This is a genomic window from Pseudonocardia halophobica, assembly GCF_050948485.1.
Lineage (GTDB): Bacteria > Actinomycetota > Actinomycetes > Mycobacteriales > Pseudonocardiaceae > Pseudonocardia > Pseudonocardia halophobica.
Genome location: NZ_CP192046.1, coordinates 4141763 through 4159318, shown reverse-complemented (window position 1 = coordinate 4159318; position 17556 = coordinate 4141763). Strand labels below are relative to the sequence as shown.

General features: G+C 73.5%; 17 protein-coding genes and 1 pseudogene. 12 read left to right on the top strand and 6 right to left on the bottom strand.

Annotated elements, in window-relative coordinates; all coding sequences use genetic code 11:
* The first annotated feature begins 271 nt into the window (after positions 1–271).
* A complete protein-coding gene (locus ACQP04_RS19885) occupies positions 272–1714 on the top strand; it encodes an FAD-dependent oxidoreductase (protein ID WP_433502064.1) in 1443 nt (480 codons plus the stop codon).
* Here ACQP04_RS19885 and ACQP04_RS19880 read toward each other — a convergent pair.
* The 4 genes from ACQP04_RS19880 to ACQP04_RS19865 are packed head-to-tail and all read right to left on the bottom strand — an operon-like array spanning position 1706 to position 4735.
* A complete protein-coding gene (locus ACQP04_RS19880) occupies positions 1706–2167 on the bottom strand; it encodes a nuclear transport factor 2 family protein (protein WP_433502063.1) in 462 nt (153 codons plus the stop codon). The two genes, ACQP04_RS19885 and ACQP04_RS19880, sit on opposite strands and share 9 nt — an antisense overlap.
* A complete protein-coding gene (locus ACQP04_RS19875) occupies positions 2164–3141 on the bottom strand; it encodes an LLM class flavin-dependent oxidoreductase (protein WP_433502062.1) in 978 nt (325 codons plus the stop codon). The genes ACQP04_RS19880 and ACQP04_RS19875 overlap by 4 nt, the downstream gene beginning before the upstream one ends.
* Entirely contained in the window at positions 3138–3521 is a 384-nt protein-coding gene (locus tag ACQP04_RS19870; protein WP_433502061.1) for a nuclear transport factor 2 family protein, read from the bottom strand. The genes ACQP04_RS19875 and ACQP04_RS19870 overlap by 4 nt, the downstream gene beginning before the upstream one ends.
* The gene (locus ACQP04_RS19865; protein ID WP_433502060.1) at positions 3518–4735 is read right to left on the bottom strand and encodes a cytochrome P450; all 1218 of its coding nucleotides are present in this window, start codon (positions 4733–4735) and stop codon (positions 3518–3520) included. Before ACQP04_RS19865 ends, ACQP04_RS19870 begins: the two co-directional genes overlap by 4 nt.
* A 193-nt stretch (positions 4736–4928) precedes the next feature.
* Here ACQP04_RS19865 and ACQP04_RS19860 point away from each other — a divergent pair, with 193 nt between their 5' ends.
* The 10 genes and pseudogenes from ACQP04_RS19860 to ACQP04_RS19815 all read left to right on the top strand — a co-directional run bounded on the left by ACQP04_RS19860 (position 4929) and on the right by ACQP04_RS19815 (position 14138).
* Positions 4929–6410, top strand: coding sequence for an FAD-dependent oxidoreductase (locus ACQP04_RS19860; RefSeq protein ID WP_433502059.1), 1482 nt, complete (start codon positions 4929–4931; stop codon positions 6408–6410).
* An 8-nt stretch (positions 6411–6418) separates the two neighbouring features.
* Complete coding sequence (locus tag ACQP04_RS19855; protein ID WP_433502058.1) at positions 6419–7429, top strand: LLM class flavin-dependent oxidoreductase; 1011 nt, start codon at positions 6419–6421, stop codon at positions 7427–7429.
* Positions 7426–8463 (top strand): Gfo/Idh/MocA family protein, encoded by a 1038-nt coding sequence (locus ACQP04_RS19850; protein WP_433502057.1) that lies wholly within the window; start codon positions 7426–7428, stop codon positions 8461–8463. Before ACQP04_RS19855 ends, ACQP04_RS19850 begins: the two co-directional genes overlap by 4 nt.
* Positions 8460–9674, top strand: a complete 1215-nt coding sequence (locus ACQP04_RS19845; protein ID WP_433502056.1) for a cytochrome P450 — start codon at positions 8460–8462, stop codon at positions 9672–9674. The genes ACQP04_RS19850 and ACQP04_RS19845 overlap by 4 nt, the downstream gene beginning before the upstream one ends.
* A complete protein-coding gene (locus ACQP04_RS19840; protein ID WP_433502055.1) occupies positions 9671–9895 on the top strand; it encodes a ferredoxin in 225 nt (74 codons plus the stop codon). Before ACQP04_RS19845 ends, ACQP04_RS19840 begins: the two co-directional genes overlap by 4 nt.
* A complete protein-coding gene (locus ACQP04_RS19835; protein ID WP_433502054.1) occupies positions 9895–10641 on the top strand; it encodes an SDR family oxidoreductase in 747 nt (248 codons plus the stop codon). The genes ACQP04_RS19840 and ACQP04_RS19835 overlap by 1 nt, the downstream gene beginning before the upstream one ends.
* A gap of 109 nt (positions 10642–10750) precedes the next feature.
* Entirely contained in the window at positions 10751–12055 is a 1305-nt protein-coding gene (locus ACQP04_RS19830) for an MFS transporter (protein WP_433502053.1), read from the top strand.
* A gap of 41 nt (positions 12056–12096) precedes the next feature.
* Positions 12097–12177, top strand: a pseudogene (locus tag ACQP04_RS19825) (hypothetical protein); the annotation flags it as partial.
* A gap of 35 nt (positions 12178–12212) precedes the next feature.
* A complete protein-coding gene (locus ACQP04_RS19820) occupies positions 12213–13505 on the top strand; it encodes an amino acid permease (protein ID WP_433502052.1) in 1293 nt (430 codons plus the stop codon).
* An 81-nt stretch (positions 13506–13586) separates the two neighbouring features.
* The gene (locus ACQP04_RS19815) at positions 13587–14138 is read left to right on the top strand and encodes a copper chaperone PCu(A)C (protein ID WP_433502051.1); all 552 of its coding nucleotides are present in this window, start codon (positions 13587–13589) and stop codon (positions 14136–14138) included.
* Positions 14139–14183: 45 nt separating this feature from the next.
* On the opposite strand, the gene ACQP04_RS19810 is transcribed toward ACQP04_RS19815, so the two are convergent.
* Together ACQP04_RS19810 and ACQP04_RS19805 are read right to left on the bottom strand one after the other, a co-directional pair.
* Positions 14184–15185, bottom strand: coding sequence for an amidohydrolase family protein (locus tag ACQP04_RS19810; protein ID WP_433502050.1), 1002 nt, complete (start codon positions 15183–15185; stop codon positions 14184–14186).
* The gene (locus ACQP04_RS19805) at positions 15178–16536 is read right to left on the bottom strand and encodes an amidohydrolase family protein (protein ID WP_433502049.1); all 1359 of its coding nucleotides are present in this window, start codon (positions 16534–16536) and stop codon (positions 15178–15180) included. Before ACQP04_RS19805 ends, ACQP04_RS19810 begins: the two co-directional genes overlap by 8 nt.
* A gap of 200 nt (positions 16537–16736) precedes the next feature.
* On the opposite strand from ACQP04_RS19805, the gene ACQP04_RS19800 reads away from it, so the two are divergent.
* Positions 16737–17540 carry an SDR family NAD(P)-dependent oxidoreductase gene (locus ACQP04_RS19800; protein WP_433502048.1) on the top strand — a complete coding sequence of 268 codons (804 nt, stop codon included), beginning with the start codon at positions 16737–16739 and terminating at the stop codon, positions 17538–17540.
* Positions 17541–17556 lie beyond the last annotated feature (16 nt).

Here is a 17556-nt window from a genome sequence, read left to right as displayed (position 1 = left end):
CTCCTCGTCCTGTACCTACCGGCCGTGTGGTGGGTGGTCGGGAGCATGTGCCCCCGGTCACTGCCGACCGACGCTAGGAACCTAACGTCGGTACCCGGCCGTCGCAAGGGGATCAGCACGCCGCCCCGATTCCGGATACCGCGCCCCGAGCGGTATTCGCGCCGTTGCCACTCCCTTATGGTCGTCAGTAGGCTAACGCCGCTCCGATTCGTCGAGGTACGTGCGGGCGGGTGTACGGCGATGCGGCCGCACCTGCGGAACGGGAGGTCCCGTGGTGGAGACGGACCTGGTTATCGTCGGGTTCGGCGGGGCAGGGGCCGCGGCGGCGATCACCGCGCACGACGCCGGTGCCTCCGTCGTCGTCCTGGAGAAGCAGCGCGCGGGCGCGCACACCCCGAGCACGCGGATGTCCGGCGGGCTGGTGATGGCGGCCGACTCGGCCGCGGACGCCGCCGCCTACCTCGACGCCTGCGCGGGTGGGATGGTCCCGGCGGACGTCTCGGCGGCGTGGGCCCGTGGCGCCACGGAGGTCCTGCCCTGGCTGGAGAAGACGGCCGGGCTCACCTTCAGCCGGATCAACACGGTCGAGCACCCGGAGCTGCCCGGTGCGGCGGGTCTCGGTGTGTACCAGCCCGGGCGGGCCGCCTTCCGGCTCGATCCCGCCGCCGGTGCCGGCGACGCGCTGTTCGCCGCCGTCGCGGGGGCGGTGGCCGACCGGGGGATCGACGTCCGCTGGGCGACCCCCGTCGAGCGGCTGACCGTCGAGGCGGGGCGGGTCGTCGGCGTCCGGACGGCGGCCGGGGAGTTCCGCGCGCGCCGGGGCGTGATCCTGACCTGCGGCGGCTACGAGTTCGACGAGGAGCTCAAGCGCGACCACCTGCGCGCCTACCCGGTGCACTTCTACGGCAACCCGGGCAACACCGGCGACGGCGTGCGGATGGCGCAGGCCGCCGGGGCCGGGCTGTGGCACATGAACCAGATGATCGGACGGGCCATCGGCCACTTCCCGCTCGACGGCGGGTGGCTGAACTTCCTGATCGACATCTCGCCGCCCGGGCACCTGATCGTCGACCGGCACGGCCGGCGGTACGCCGACGAGACGATGCAGGCGAAGCTGCTGCACGGCTTCTACTACGAGATGCTCGCCTACGACTACGAGCAGGCCGAGTACTGCCGCATCCCCAGCTACTGGCTGTTCGACGAGCGGCGCCGCACCGCGGGCCCGCTCACCCTGACCCACCTCGGCGCCTGCAAGGTCGGGCTCTACGACTGGAGCCCGGACAACTCCGCCGAGATCGAGCGCGGCTGGATCGGCCGGGGGACCACACCGGGGGAGGCCGGCGCAGCCGTCGGAATGCCCGATCCGGCGTCCCTCGACGACGCGGTGACCGGGTACAACGCCGTGTGCGCCGCCGGTGAGGACCCGTTGGGCCGGGCACCGGAGACGCTGATCCCGCTGGAGCCGCCGTACTACTGCGTGCCGCTCTACCCCGGCGGCTCGAACACCTCCGGCGGGCCGGTGCGGGACGCGGGCGGGCGCGTGCTCGATCCCTACGGCGAGCCGGTCCCGGGGCTGTTCGCGGCGGGGGAGCTGGGGCAGCCGGTGGGGATGCTCTACCCGGCGGACGGCGCCAACCTGTCCGAGGCCTTCTGCTTCGGCCGGATCGCGGCCGGGACCGCGGTGGCGCCGGGCGTCGAGCCGGCCTCAGCCTGACGCCGGCTCCCGCCGCGGCACCCACACCCAGTCGATCTCCGGCCGGTTCTCGATCACCGCGGCGTGCACCCGGCGTTCGGCCAGCCGCCAGCCGGCCGGGGTGCGGGCGAGAACGTCGACGTAGCGCAGGTGGGCGCGCCACTGCCGGCCCTTCCACTCCTCGTGGCTCGCGGTCACGTAGGTGACGGCGGTGGCGCGGTCCGGGTCGGCCGGATTGAAGGTGACCCGGCTCTGCCCGAGCTGGTGGTGGGTGCGGCGAAACTGCGCCTGGCCGGCGGCGATCCGGTCCCGGACCGCGTCCCGTCCTTCGACCAGGCCGCCGCGGCCGGGCCCGTAGTCCGTCACGCAGTCCGGGGTGAAGAGCGCGGCGACGGCGTCGATGTCGTACTCGTCGACCCGCTCGCAGTACAGGGCCATCACGTCGGCGATGGCGGCCCGGTCCTCGAACCTCACGTGCCCTCCCGGAGCCGGGGCAGGATCTCCCTGCCGAACGTCGCGAGCCGCTCCCGCTGCACCTGCAGCGGCTCGGGGAACAGCAGCCGCAGGACGAGGTGCACGTCCGGCCAGCCGCGCAGCGCCGCGAGCACGCCGCGCAGACCGGCCACGACGGCGTCGGCGTCGCCGGTGACCTGCACGTACGCGTCCACGTCCGCCCCGACGGCGACCGAGCGGGAGTACACCGTGCGCCCGGCCTGGATCGCCTCGTAGGCCCGTTGCTGGACGGCGAAGGCCGCGCGGGCCGAGTCGGCGCCACCGCCCGGGGCGTCGAGCACGCAGGCCACGGTGACGGCCCGGGTGAACCCGGGGCGCGGGCTCCCCAGCTGCGCCGACGCGGCGTCGACGATGGCCGGCTCGCCCCGCCCGACGAGGTGCCCGTCGGCGATCCGGCCCGCCCGGTCCACGGCGGCGGCCGCGTACCCGCCGAGCCAGATCGGGATCCGACGCCCGGACGCCGGGGTGACGCGGACGTCGTCCAGCCCGAGGACGGGGCAGGAGAACGGCTCGCCGGTCCACGCCTGCCGCAGCACGCCGACCAGGGCCTCCAGCCGCGCGCCGCGGGTCGCCGGGTCCACGCCGAACGCCCGGTACTCGTGGGCGGCGTACCCGATGCCCAGCCCGAGGACGAGCCGCCCGCCACTGAGCAGGTCGACCACGGCGGCGTCCTCGGCGAGGCGCAGCGGATGGTGCAGCGGGGCGAGGACCACGCCGGTACCGAGGGTGATCCGGCTGGTCACGGGCGCGAGCGCGGCCAGCACCGTGAGCGGGGAGGGGAGATAGCCGTCGGGCAGGCCGTGGTGCTCGGTGACCCAGAAGGAGTCGAAGCCGGCCCGCTCGGCCGCCACCGCGAGCTCGGCGACCTCGCCGTAGCTCCGTCGGGCGTCGGTGCCCTGCCCGGTCCACAGCCCGACGCCGACCTGCAGCGTCATCCCAGCACGTCCCCGAGCCGCTCCCGCCAGACCTGCAGGTCCACGTAGTCCCGGAAGGCGGTGATGAGCCCGGTGGCCGGGTCGACCTCCACCACGCCGTTGCACTCGATGGCGTACTCGCGGCCGTCGATGCGGAACCGATCCACCCGCTCCAGCCAGGCCCGGTGCTCGGCGTAGCTGGCCGTGACGATCTCCCACTCCACGTACTCGGACCGGTCGAGTATCGGGGCGAGGAGCCGCCGCACCCCCTCCGGCCCGCGTACCGGTGGATGGGGCATGTTCGCGTAGGTGGCGTCCGGGGCGAAGCAGGCCGCGGCCGCCGCGGCGTCGCCCGCCCCCACCGCGGCGAGGAACCTCTCGACGACCGCCCGCGCGCTCATCCCCCGAAGACCACCGGGTACGACGCGAAGTGGTCCCGCGCCGAGTGCGGGTCGCGCTGCGGGGCGGCGTCCGGATCCGGCCGCCCGCCCGCCGCGAGCAGGGCCTCCAGCATGAGGGTGACGGTGCCGAGCACCCGCTCGGACTCGCTCACCGGATGTCCCTCGGGCGTGGGCACGCCGCCGGCCAGCTCGGTGCCGATGCAGGCGTGCATGCCGCCGCCGAAGGCGTGGCCCCACCGCGGCACGTCCGCGGGCACCTCGCGCAGCGGGTCGTAGACCTCGGGCCGGTCGAAGACCTTCGGGTCCCGGTTGGCCGCCGCGATGTCGAGGACCACGAACGAGCCCTCCGGGATGTCGGTCCCGCCCCGCAGGCTGATCGGGGCGAGCGCCCGGCGCTGCGCGACGGGACTGGCGGGGTGCAGCCGCAGGGTCTCGTACACGCAGCGCTGCAGCAGCGCCGGGTCGTGCCGGGCCTTGTCCGCCGCGGCCGGCTCCCGCTTCGCCCAGGCGAAGAAGTCGTCCGCGGCGTGCGTGAACGCGTCGGCGGTCGAATGCGACCCCGCCTGCAGGTAGAAGGCGCACTCGCGGCGCAGGACGTCCCGGTCGATCCCCAGCTCGTCCCGGTTGCGCAGCAGCGCGGTGAGCACGTCCCGGGGCAGGTCCTCCTCGGTGATCTCCCCGGCGGCGAACCGGGTGAGCAGGGCCTCCCGGCGCGCGATCGACGGCTGGAGGAAGAGCGCGTCGAACTCCTCCAGCGCCGCGGCCACCTCGGCCCGCACCTCCCCGGGATCGCGGGTGGTGTGGACGATCGTGGCGCCCTCGGAGAACTTCTTCGCGAAGCGGTACAGCGCGTCGACCGCGGCGTCGACCTCCTCGACGCTGCCGGTGGGCTTGTCCAGCCCGGCCACCATCGCGGTGAGGTTCATGATCGTGCGGTAGCCGAGCTCCAGCAGGTCGGCGCGGCCCGCGGCGGCGAACGGGGCCAGGGTGTCGGTGACGACGTCCCGCAGGAACGCCCGCTCCCAGTACCGGAACGTGCCGCGGCGGAACAGCCGGTTCTCCACCCGGCGGCGCCTGCGGTGGTCCGCGCCGTGCAGCACGAGGAGGCTGTCCGCCATCACCACGCCGCCCGCGTCGTACAGGGCCTGCTCGAGATCGTGCTGGCGGTAGGCCTCGCGGACCTCCGCGTAGCCGGCGAGGGTGATCGTCTGCATCGGCGTTCCCCGGTTCACCTCGGCGTGATGGTCCTAACGACGCTAGCACCGGTACGCGGTCCAGGGGGAGCCCGTGCAGCTCGGCGGGCCGGGGAGGGGGCGACGCGGGTCGTGGCGTCGTTAGGGTCTTGACGCCGTCCGGAGCACACGTCAGGGTCGGACGGTCCCCGGGGACCTCGTGAAAGGCGGCACCGTGGCCGGACCCGTACGCAGACCCGTCCGCGTCGAGGCGGACGTCGTGGTGCTCGGCACCGGGCCCGCGGGCATGGCCGCCGTCTCGGCCGCCGTCGCCGAGGGCGCGGACGTCGCGGCCGTGGAGGCCATGCCGCACATCGGCGGCAACGCCGTCTGGTCCACCGGCTACCTCGCCTTCGTCGACTCTGACATGCAGCGCGAGCAGGGGATCGTCGACTCCGAGGAGACCTTCGTCGCCGACGCCCGGGCGATGGTCGAGGCCGCCGAGGACCGGTTCGGTGTGCAGTGGGACGAGGACCTGGTCCGGCTGTTCGCGCGGGAGAGCGCCGAGACCTACCGCGTCCTCGTCGAGCGCGGCGTGCGGTTCAGCCGGTTCATCCCGCGGCCCACGCAGCACACGGTGGACCGGATGGCGGCGGTCGAGGACACCTGGATGCTCGGCCGCGCCTTCCGGCCGGACTTCGAGCGGGTCACCACGCTGTACGAGACCCTCGCGGACCGGCTCGTGACCGAGGACGGCCGGGTCACCGGCGTGCTCGCCCACTCGCCGGACACGGAGTACCTGATCACCGCCCGCCGGGGCGTCGTGCTGGCCACCGGTGGGTACCAGTCCAACCCCGAGCTGCGCCGCCGCTACCAGCCCGAGTTCGTCGCGCGGGCGCCCTACCTGGGCATCGACACCTGCCGCGGCACCGGTCACCTCCTCGGCCAGGCCGTGGGCGGGGACCTGGTGAACATGACGTTCGTCCCGCCGCTGGTGATCGTGTCGTCGTCCGTGGTGGAGGACGCGATCGCCGTCAACGAGGCGGGGGAGCGCTTCCACGACGAGGCCGGCCCCTACGAGGAGCGGGTGGAGCGGCTGCACGCCCAGCCCGGTCGCAGGGCCTGGTACGTCGTCGACGACGTGGTGGCGCGGGAGAAGGAGGGCCTGATCGGGCAGATGCCCGAGCCCCCGGTGCGGGCCGCCACGCTGGACGAGCTGGCCGGCCTCATCGGTGTCCCGGCGGGCGCGCTGCGGTCCACCGTCGACCGCTGGAACGCCTTCCTGGACACCGACGCGGACGTCGATCCCGATCACGGCCGTGTCGTGCTCCCGCCCGGCCGACGCCGCTGTGCCACCGGCCCGTTCAGCGCCGTGCCGATGGTGGAGGGGATCAACTTCTGCTGCGGCGGGTTCCGCGTCACGCAGGACATGCAGGTCCTCGACGTCTTCGGCGCGGCCATCCCGGGCCTGTTCGCGGCCGGGGACTGCGTCGGCGGCCTGAACCCGGTGTCGGACCTGGGCGGCATCCACATCAGCGGCGGGCTCACCCTCGGCCGGGTCGCCGGGCGCGCCGCGGCCCGTGGTGCGGAGGACCGGGCCGAGCACGGCACCGTCCTGCACGCCGGGATGCCGAGCATGCTCGACACCCGCATCGAGCTGGTCCACCTCGATCCCCGGGCCCCCTCCACCCAGGCCACCCGGGCCACCCAGGCATAGGAGCCGCGATGTCCGTCGGAGTGCTGTTCACCCAGGGCCTGGTCACCGGCGACCCGCACACCGTGCTGGGGGAGATCCTCGAGCAGGCCGAGGCCGCCGACCGCCTCGGCTTCTCGGCCGCCCTCACCACCGAGCACAAGTACTCCGACGAGTACTTCGGCTCGCCGCTGCACCTGTCCTACGCGATCGCCGCCCGCACCCGCCGCGTCCGGGTGGGCACCGCGATCGCGATCGCCCCGCTCTACAACCCGGTGGAGCTCGCCCAGGACTCGGCGATGCTCGACCAGCTCTCCGGCGGGCGCGCGTGGCTCGGCCTGGGTGTGGGGTACATGCCCGTGGACTACTCGACGGTGGGCGTGAGCTGGGAGGACCGCGCCCAGCGGTTCGACGAGACGGTCCGGATCCTGCGGGCGGCGCACACGAACGAGCGCTTCTCGTTCGCGGACGAGATCTACTCCTTCGACGAGGTCTCGGTGATCCCACGCCCGGTCCGCCCGGAGGGCGTGCCGCTGCACCTCGCCGCCTGGACGCCGGGCGGGCTGCGCCGCGCGGGCCGGCTGGCCGACGGCTGGATCACCAACGCGCTCATGTCCCTGCCGACGATGGCCGGGATGGCCGCCGACTACCGCGCGGCCGCCGGGGCCGCCGGGCGGACCCCGCACGTCACGTCGATCCGGTTCTGCTGGCCGTACCGGTCGCGCGAGGCCGCGCTGGAGAAGTTCGGCGACACCGCGCTCGCCATGGCGCGCACGCTGTTCGACTACGGAGCGATCACCGACCTGCCGGGCGTCGGCTCGTCCGCGGAGATCACGCTGGAGGAGTTCGTCCGGGACCGGTTCGTGTTCGGCACCCCCGAGGAGTGCGTGGAGACGATCGGCCGGTTCCGCGACGAGGCCGGCGTCGACGACTTCCTGATGATCTTCCGGTACCCGACGGGCCCCGACCACGCGGCCGTGCTCGAGGCGATGGAGCTGTTCGGGGCCGAGGTGCTGCCCGCGCTGGAGGTGGTGCCCGCGTGATCACACACCAGTCGCCCCTGCGGGTCGGGGTGGCCGGGGCGAGCTACGCCCAGGGCACCCACCTGCCCGTGTACGCCGCGCTGGCGGAGGAGGGCGTCGTCGAGCTGGTGGCGGTCGCGACCGCGCACCGGGAGACCGCCGACGCCGTCGCGGAGAAGTTCGGTACCCGGGCGCACGTGGGATTCGAGGCGCTCTGCGCGGATCCGGAGGTCGACCTCGTCGACGTCGCGACGCGGCCGAGCCTGCACCGCGAGATGGTCCTCGCGGCGCTCGCCGCCGGGAAGCACGTGCTCTGCGAGGCCCCGCTCGCACCGACCGTGGCCGACGGCGAGGCGATGCTCGGCGCCGTGGGGGACCGGACGGCGGTGGTCGATATGCAGTCCCGCTTCCGGCCCGGGCTCGCCGAGCTGCGGCGCCTGGTGCGGGACGGGTTCGTCGGGCGCGTCGACAACGTGTCCGTCCAGGCCCTCTACCCGACGTTCACCCAGCCCGCGGCGGTGGCGGGCTCGGGCTGGTGCGCCGACCCGCGGTACGGGGCGAGCTCGCTGCGGGTGCACGGGCTGCACACCACGGACCTCCTGCGCTGGACGTTCGGCGAGCTCACGGACGTGCGCGGGACCGTCGCGACCCGCGAGCCGGAGTGGACCGGCGGCATCCCGGCGACCAGCGTGGACAGTGCGGCGTACACCGCCCGGACCGCGGACGGCGCGGTCGTCTCCGTGCACACCTCCTGGGTCGCGCGCTTCGGCGCGGGCTTCCGGATGGTCGTGCACGGCTCCGCGGGGATGCTGCTGGCCGAGGCGGACGGGCACACCGGCCATTTCCCCGTCCGGCTGACCGGAGCCCGCACCGGGGACGACGGCCCGCGCGAGCTGGTCCCCGCCACCGGGGACGCCACCGCGCCCTTCGCCGCCCTGATCCGGGCCGTCGCCGCGGGTGACCACACCGACCTGCCCACCTTCGCCGACGGCGTGGCCGCCCTCCGCGTCGCCGCCGCCGTCGAGATGCCAGGGCCCGTCGAGGAGGGACCGTGACCACCACCGCCACGCCGATCGTCCTGAGTACGTTCGCCGACGCGCACGACGCCTACCGCAGCAAGGACCTCCGGCAGGCGCTGTACGACGCCGGTGAGGTCGTCATGTCCGGGGTGCTGGTCAACCTGCACGGGCAGGAGCACCGCGACCGGCGCCGCGTGGAGAACCGGATGTTCCGCCGGGAGGTGTTCGAGCGCTACGAGCGCGAGCTGTTCCCGCGGGTCACCGACGAGACGCTGGCCCGGTACGAGGCCGCGGGCGGCGTCGACCTCGTGCACCTCGGGCACGAGCTGATGCTCAACCTGGCCGCGCTCACCGCCGGGATCGACCGGCCGCTGGGCACCACGGAGGAGACCGGGCGGCTCTACGACTACAACGCCCGCTTCATCGAGGGCGCCACGATGGTCCACGCGACCGGGGACCGGGAGGCGCTGCGCGCCACCGTCGCGCAGGCACTGGAGGACTGGGACGCCGAGTTCCTCGCCCCCTCCGCCGCCCGGCGCCACGACCTGCTGGCGCGCGAGGCCGCCGGCGAGGAGGTCGACGTCCCGCGGGACGTCCTGACCACCCTGTTGCGGCACGCGGACGAGCTCGACCTGCCGCGGGAGGTCATCCGCCGCGAGGTCGCGTTCTACCTGCTCGCCGGCGCGCACACCAGCGCGACCGCCTTCGTGCGGACCATCGACCATCTCCTCGGCTGGCTCGAGGAGCATCCCGAGGACGCCGGGGCGGCGCGGACCGACGCGTTGTTCGTGCAGCGCGCGGTGCACGAGACCGTGCGGCTCAACCCCTCCAGCCCCACCGGCATGCGGCGCGCGCTCGCGCCCGTGACCCTGCGCTCCGGGGTCGTGATCCCGGAGGGCGCCACGGTCGTCATCGACCTGCAGGCCCTCAACCGGGACCCGGAGCTCTTCGGTCCCGACGCCGCCGAGTTCCGCCCGCACCGCACTCCGCCGCCCGGCGTGGCGCCCTTCGGGCTGAGCTTCGCCGCAGGCATGCACGTCTGCATCGGGCAGGACCTGGCCGCGGGCGTGGTGGCGCGGCCGGGCACGGACCCGGACGAGCACCTGTTCGGCCTGGTCACCGGCGCCGTGCAGCGGATGTTCAGGGCCGGGGTGCGCCGCGACCCCGACCATCCGCCGCAGCGCGACACCGCCACCGCACGGCCCTACTGGGGCACCTATCCCGTCCTGCTGGGGGAAGGCGCATGAGCTACCGGATCGACGTCGACCGCGACGTGTGCATGAGCTCGGGGAAGTGCGTGGCCGACGCCCCCGACCTCTTCCGCTTCGACGACGAGGAGATCGCCACGCCGGTGCCCGGCGCCCCCGAACCGGGCGACGCGCGGGCGCTCGACCTCGCCCGCGCCTGTCCGTCGGGGGCGCTGACGGTGCACGACGCCGACACCGGCGAGGAGATCGACATCTTCTGATGGACCTGGGCATCGAAGGCAAGCGCGCCGCCGTCGCCGCCGGGACGGCCGGGCTGGGCTACGCGAGCGCCGCGGCGCTGGTGGCGGAGGGCGCGCGGGTCACGATCTGCGGCTCGGACGCCGGCCGCGCCGAGGCCGCGGCGCAGGCGCTGGGTGGCGGGACCGAGTGGCGGGTCGCGGACCTGTCCGGGCCGGAGGGCGCGGAGCAGTTCGTCCGCGAGGCCGGCGACCCGGACATCCTGGTGGTGAACGGGCCCGGGCCGGTGCCGGGGACCGCGCTGTCGGCCACGCTCGAGGACTACCGGTCCGGGGTGGAGCGCAGCCTGCTGGCCGTGATCGCGATGTGCGGCGCCGCGGTGCCGGGCATGCGGGAGCGGGGCTGGGGACGCGTCGTGGCGATCACCTCGCTGGGGGTGCGGCAGCCGTACCCGAACCTCGCGCCGTCCAACGCCGCGCGGGCGGGTGCGACCGGGTTCCTCCGCACGTTGGCCCGGGAGGTGGCGGCCGACGGCGTCACGGTGAACTCCGTGCTCCCGGGCCTGCACGAGACCGCCCGGGTCCGCTCCGTCTACGGCGAGGACGGCTCACCCGCGCTGACAGACGCGCTCGCCACGATCCCGGCGGCCCGGCTGGGCCGCCCGGCCGAGCTGGGCGCCGTGGTCGCCTTCCTCTGCTCGGTGCACGCGGGCTACCTCACGGGGGCCGCGGTGCCGCTCGACGGCGGGGCGTACCACGGGTTGCTCTGACCACCGGGACCGTGCCGGGCGACCGTTGACGGAGTAGTCGTCAGGTATCTAACGTCGTCATCGGCGGGTGCCCCCGCCCCCGCCGACGACGACGTCCCCGGAGCACCCCGTGACCGCCACCGTTCCCGACCCGACCACGACCCGCGCCGTCCGGAGGACGGTCCTCGGCGGGACCGTGGGCTCCTTTGTGGAGTTCTACGAGTTCTCCGCCTACGCGGTCCTCGCCACCACCCTCGCCGCCGTGTTCTTCCCGGCGGCCGACCCGACGACGGGACTGCTGTCCTCGCTCGCCGTGTTCGCCGTGGCCTTCTTCGCCCGGCCCCTCGGCGGGTTCGTGTGGGGCGCGCTCGGCGACCGGATCGGCCGCAAGCGCACGCTCGCGCTCACCGTCCTGCTCATGTCCGTCGCGACCACGCTGATGGGCGTGCTGCCGGGCTACGCGTCGATCGGCGTCGCGGCCCCGATCCTGCTGATCGCACTGCGGTTCCTGCAGGGCGTCTCCGCGGGCGGCGAGATCTCCGGGGCGGTGTCCTTCATCGCCGAGCACTCGCCGTTGCACCGCCGCGGCCTGTACGTCGGGCTGATCTCGGTCGGCTCGGTCGTCGGCACCCTGCTCGGCAGCCTGTTCCCGGGGATCCTGCTGCTGGTCCTGTCCACCGAGCAGATGCAGGCCTGGGGCTGGCGGCTGCCGCTGCTCGTGGCGCTGCCGATGGGTGTCATCGGGCTCTACATCCGGCGCCGGCTCGACGAGACGCCGCACTTCCTGGCGCTGAAGGAGGAGCGGGCGCGCGAGGCCAACCCGATCGGGGCCGCCCTGACCGGCCGCGGGAACGTCCGGCTGCTGGTGAAGTCCTTCCTGCTGATCGCCGTGAACGCGGCGTCCTTCTACATGATCGTCGGCTACCTGCCGAGCTTCGCGTCGAAGAGCCTGCAGCTCACCGGGTTGCAGGCCTTCGCGCCGTCCGTGATCGCGCTGGCCGCGTGCCTGCTCGCCGAGGTGCTCGGGTCCTGGTGGTCGGACCGCGTCGGGCGGCGGCCGGTGCTGCTGATCAGCGGCGTCGGGTTGCTGGTGCTGTCCTGGCCGGCCTTCCTGCTGATCACGTCCGGCTCGTTCGGGCTGATCACGATCGGGCTCGTGGTGTTCGGCTTCCTCGCGGGCGGCTACGCGGCCGTCACCAACTCGACGCTCACCGAGATGTTCCCGACGAAGGTGCGCGTGACCGGCCACGGCATCACCTACAACCTGTCCGTGGCGCTGTTCGGCGGATCGGCCCCGTACCTGCTGACCTGGCTCGGCGGGGTCACGGGCAGCACCATGGTCGGCGCGGTCTACGTGATGGTCCTGGCGCTGGTCTCGCTGCCGGCGGTGCTGGCGGTCCGGGAGACCGCCGGCCGCCCGCTGCGCACGAACTAGACCCGACCGGGGCGTGTCTCCCACCGTCGGCGGCCGGCGAAGTGGGTCTACGGCGGCGTCACCTCAACCCGCTGTCCTGGCCGGCCCGGCACGACGAGACCCTGCTCTACGAGGCGATCTACACCTTCCACCCGGACTTCGCCGGCTCCCCGGTCTGGTGGCGCCGACCCCGAGCGCGAGTGGGGCCTGGCCACGATGGAGGGCGGCGACGTCATGCCGATACGACCTGGACTCCGGGGTCTTCATCTACGCCAAGGCCGGTTTCGGTGACTACGTCGGGTTCAACTCCGCGATCGGCTTCTGGGCGAGCGCGGTCTGCGGCAACGCCTTCTACTGGGGTGTTCATCACCGCGACACTCGCAGGTTCTTCCCCGCCTTCGGCGACGGCGCCACGGTCCTCGCGGTGGCGGTCTCCACCATCGGGGTCTGGCTGTTCCACTACCTGGTCGCGCGGGGAGTGCACGACGCCGCCGTGATCAACCGGATCGTGACGGTCCTCAAGATCCTGCCGATCCTCGTGTTCATCGTCGTGCTGTTCGTGGCGTTCGACGCCGGCGTCTTCTCCGCCAACTGGATCGCCACCGGCTGCGGCGACCTCGGCTCGCTCCACGAGCAGGTCCGCAACACCACGATCATCACGACGTTCGTCTTCATCGGCATCGAGGGCGCCAGCGTCTGCTCCCGCTACGCCAGGAGGCGCCAGGACGTCGGCAGGGCGACCGTCCTGGGTTTCCTGAGCGTGCTCTCGATCTTCGCCCTGGTGACGCTACCGAGGTACGCGGTGTTGCCGCAGCCGGAGATCGCCGGCACGCGCCAGCCGTCGATGATCGGTCTGTTCGAGTCCGTCGTTGGCGGCTGGGGCCGCTGGTTCGTCAGGGCGGCCGTCATCGTCTCCGCCCTCGGCGCCTACCTCGCGTGGACCCTGATGGCCGCCGAGGCGATGTACATCCCGGCCCGCAACGAGGATCTGCCGGCCTTCCTCGCCAAGGAGAACGACAAGAAGACCCCGATCACCGCCCTCGTCGTCACCTCGCTGGCGATCCAGGGGCTCCTCGCCGCGACACTGGTCCTGACCGACGCGCTGAACCTGATGCTCGACCTGTCCACCGGCCTGGCGTTGATCCCCTACTTCCTCGCCGCCGCCTACGCGCTGAAACTCGGGCTGACGGGCGAGTCCTACGAGAACGTCGACGCCAGGACCCGCCGCAAGGAGACGATCTTCGCGGGGATCGCGACCGCGTACACGGTGTTCCTCTTCGAGGCGGCCGGTCTGAAGTTCCTGCTGCTGTGCACGGTGATCCTCGCCCCGGCCACACTGCTGTACGTCAAGGCCCGCAGCGAGCGGGGCCGCCGGCTGTTCGCCGTCACCGAGATGGCGCTCGGCGTCCTCATCGTGGCCGCGGGCATCACCGGCGTCGTCGGCCTGTGGGCCGGCTTCATCACCCTCTGACCACCGCTGCTTCCACCAGCTCACCCGTGCCCGACTCGAGCCCGACTCGAGCCCGGCTCGAGCCCGATCCCTGGAGCCGGCATGAACCGCACCGGAGTCGTCGGGACCGTCCTGCTCACCCTGCTGGCGCTCGCCGGCTGCGGCTCGACGCAGGCCGGCTCGCCGAACCTCGACCAGGCCCGGACCGAGCTCGCCGGCGTCGACGGGCAGGCCGGCCAGCTGCGGCTGCTCGACGTGGTCATCGCGTCCCCCGGCGGGCGCGGCAGCCTCCACATCGCCGGCGACGACGCCGCACTCCTCCTGACCATCGCGAACGACGGCAAGGCTGCGGACATGCTCACCGGGGCCGGCGCCGAGGTCGCGGAGCAGGTCGTCCTCCGCCACGGCGATGCCCCGCCGGATCCGCGCCTGCGGGTGCCGCTACCTCCCGGCGACGTCGCGGCCCTCCGCCAGGTGACCGGGCCACACCTGGAGCTCTCGGGGCTGCGGGAGACCCTGCGCAGCGGCTCCAGCGTCCCGGTCGGCCTCGTGTTCCGCGACGCCGGCACGGTGACCGTCGACGTGCCGGTCGCCACCTACGTCGACGTCCGACCGGACAAGTACCTGGAGCCCGTTGCCGCGACCACCCGCTGACCCGGGGCGATCGGCCGTGGTGGGCGTGCTCAGCTCGTTCGCGTGCTAGAGCCGCAGCAGGCGGGCGGCGTTGCGGGTCAGCGTCTGCGCGAGGGCTCCGGCGGGGTGGTCGTCCCCGCCGGAGTCCCAGCCCGCGAAGTTGGTGCCGAAGACCAGGCGCTCGGTGCCGGCGTGGTCGACCAGCAGCTGCAACGACTGCGAGTCGTGCACATGGGTGTCGAACCAGATCCGCCGGTAGTAGTGGTCGAACCCGTTGTCGCGCAGGGCCTGGCCGACCCAGGCCCGCTTCGCGACGGCGCGGGCGAAGCGCCCGGACAGGAACGCCGCCGCGCCCCCGCCGTGGGACACGCACACGTCGAGCCCGGGATGCCGTTCCAGCACCCCGCCGAACACCAGCGCCGCCACGGCGAGTGTCTCGTCGTAGGCGAAGCCCAGCATGAGGTCGAGATCGAACCGGCGCAGCCGCGGATCGTCCGCGGGACCGTTCGCACCCAGCGGTGACGGGTGGACGAACAGCGGGACGTCGAGGTCCACCAGCGCCTCGTACAGCGGGTCCAGCGCCGGGTCGTCGAGCGTCCGGCCCGCCGGGTCGGTGTCCATGTAGACCCCGGACATCCCCAGGTCCCGGACGGCCCGCCGAGCCTCCGCCACCGAGGCGGCGACGTCCTGCACCGGCAGCTGCGCGGTCGCGAGCAGACGCCCCGGGTGCTTGCCGACGAGCTCGGCCAGGGCGTCGTTGTGGGCGCGGGCGTACGCGGCCGCGTCGGCCGCGGGCAGGCCGTCGAAGTAGGTGATCGGGTTCGGGGACAGGACCTGCAGGTCGATCCCGGCGGCGTCCATGGCCGCCAGCCGCACGTCGACGTCCATGAACGGGCTGCCCGCGTACCGCACGCCGTGCAGCCGGTAGTCGCCGACGCGGTAGAAGGGCGTGCCGTCCGGGGAGGTGCCCAGCTCCGGTCCCGCCGCCCCCGCCGCGCCCTCGGTCATCGCGAGCACGGCGTGGGCGTGGACATCGATCACGCGGGGGCCGTCGACCGGCTCAGACATGCGACATCCGCTCGAGCTGCTCCTCGGTGAGGGCCAGCGAGCGGGTCAACGGGCAGGCGGCGAGGAACCGCACCTGGTCCGACGAGCGGGGCTTCTGCTCCGGGATCGGGGTGGTCAGGTCGATCCGCCTCCCGTCCTTGATCACCTCGTGGATGCGGGTCCTGTCCTGCAACACCGTCACGTCCGCGAGCGGGTCGCCGTCGATCACCAGGGCGTCCGCGATCTTTCCGTGCTCGAGCGTCCCGACGTCGTCCGTCCGCATGGCGAAGGCGCCGTTGCGGGTCGCGGCCACGATCGCCTCCATCGGCGACATGCCCATGTACTCCACGAACATCTCCAGCTCGCGGGCGTGCCACTCGCCGACCGGAGTCACCGCGAAGCCCGTCTCCGAGCCGGTCAGGAACGTGACGCCGGCGGCGTGCGCCTTGGTGAGCTGCGCGGCCGTCACCTCGATCTCGGCCCGGAACACGTCGAGCAGCTCCGGCGCGGTGCCGATCTTCTCGCCGTAGTCGGCGAGGTTGCCGAGCAGGGTGAAGGTGGGGCACATGGCCGAGCCCGCCTCGACGACCGCCTCGATCGCCTCGTCGTCCAGGTAGGAGGCGTGGTAGATCAGGTCGACGCCCGCCCGCGCCGCGTCCCGGGTGGAGTCCGAGTTCCGGCAGTGCGCCACGACCTTGGTGTTCAGCTCGTGCGCGGTGTCGCAGACGGTCCGCAGCTCGTCGAGGTTCCAGACCTTGACCTCGGGCCCCTTCATGGAGGGGATCAGCCCGGTGACCATGATCTTGATCCAGTCGACGCCGTACTTGATCTGGCGGCGGATCTCGTTGACCATCACGTCCCGCCCGGTGACCACGGTGGCGTAGCCGGTCGTGCCCTCGTCCTTGATCATCCGGCCCGCGGTGCCGCCGAGCATCGTCATCAGCGCCTGGCCGCCCGCGCGCATCCGCGGACCCTCGACGATCCCGGCCTCGATGGCGTCCCGCAGCTCGCAGCCGATGTTCCACAGGCAGTCCGCGTCGAGCACGCTCGTCACGCCCGCGCGGAGCACCTTGCGCGCGTTGTAGGCGGAGAGCATCGAGCTGTAGGCCTCGGTGCGGTGGTGGAAGAGCTCGTCGTTGCCGGTCGGCTCGCCGAAGGTGAGGTGGGTGTGCGCGTCGATCAGGCCGGGCATGACGGTCTTCCCGGTGGCGTCGATCCGCTCGTCGACCCCGCTCGCCTCGGCGTCCGCGAGGGCCTGTGCGCCGAGCGAAGTGACCCGACCGTCCCGGATCAGCACCGCCTCGTCCGGCCGTGCGGCCGAACCGGTGCCGTCGACGAGCGTGCCGCCGCTGATCAGGATGCTGCCGCCCACGGGGCCTCCCAGGAACGTCGTCGTGACGGGGACGTCCCGCACCATACGCCGTCAGAACCATGACGACTACGCGCTCGGGGGCGCTTCCGGCCCGGAAACGTGGACGCGCGGGCGGGCCGGGGGCTAGCGTCGTCAGGGAACCAACGCCGCATCGAGGCCGCGTGTCGGCCGGGCGGACGTCCGACGAGGGGAAGTGTGCCGTGACGCGTGGATGGGCCGTGGTCACCGGGGCCGGCAACGGGATCGGTGCCGTCATCACCCGGCACGCCGTCAAGGAGGGGTACCGGGTCGCGGCGTGGGACCTCGACGCCGCCGGCCTCGACGCGCTGGCCGCCGAGCTCGGCTCGGCGTGCGTGCCGACGGTCGTCGACGTCGCGGATGAGGACTCGGTCTCCGCGGCCGTCGCCGCGCTGCCGGAGGCGCCGTCGCTGCTCGTGAACAACGCCGGCATCGCCCGCTTCGGCCCGCTGCTGACGCTGCCGGCCGCGGAGTGGCGGGCGGCGCTCGACGTGAACCTGACCGGCACCTTCCTGGTCGGCCGGGCCGTGGCCGCGCGGATGATCGAGGCCGGCGGCGGCGCGATCGTGAACATGGCGTCGATCAACGGCATCGCCGCGGCGCCCAACGCCGGCGCCTACACGGCGTCCAAGGCCGGGATCGTGAAGCTCACCGAGCACATGGCGCTCGAGTGGTCGGGCCAGGGGGTCCGGGTCAACTGCGTGGCGCCCGGCCTGATCAACGCCGGCATGTCCGACGCCATCTACGCCGACGAGGAGGTCCGCCGGCTGCGCCAGGCGCGGGTGCCGCAGGGCCGGCTCGGCACGGCCGACGACGTGGCCGACGCCGTGCTGTTCCTCGGTTCGCCCAAGGCCGGCTACATCTCGGGGCAGACGCTCGCCGTGGACGGCGGCATCACCAAGACGGCGCTGGCGTCCATGCCGCGGCCGAAGTCGGTGGACTCGGTGGGGGTCGAGGACGACGCCGCGGCGCGCGAGGGTGGCTGAGCAGCGGACATGGTCG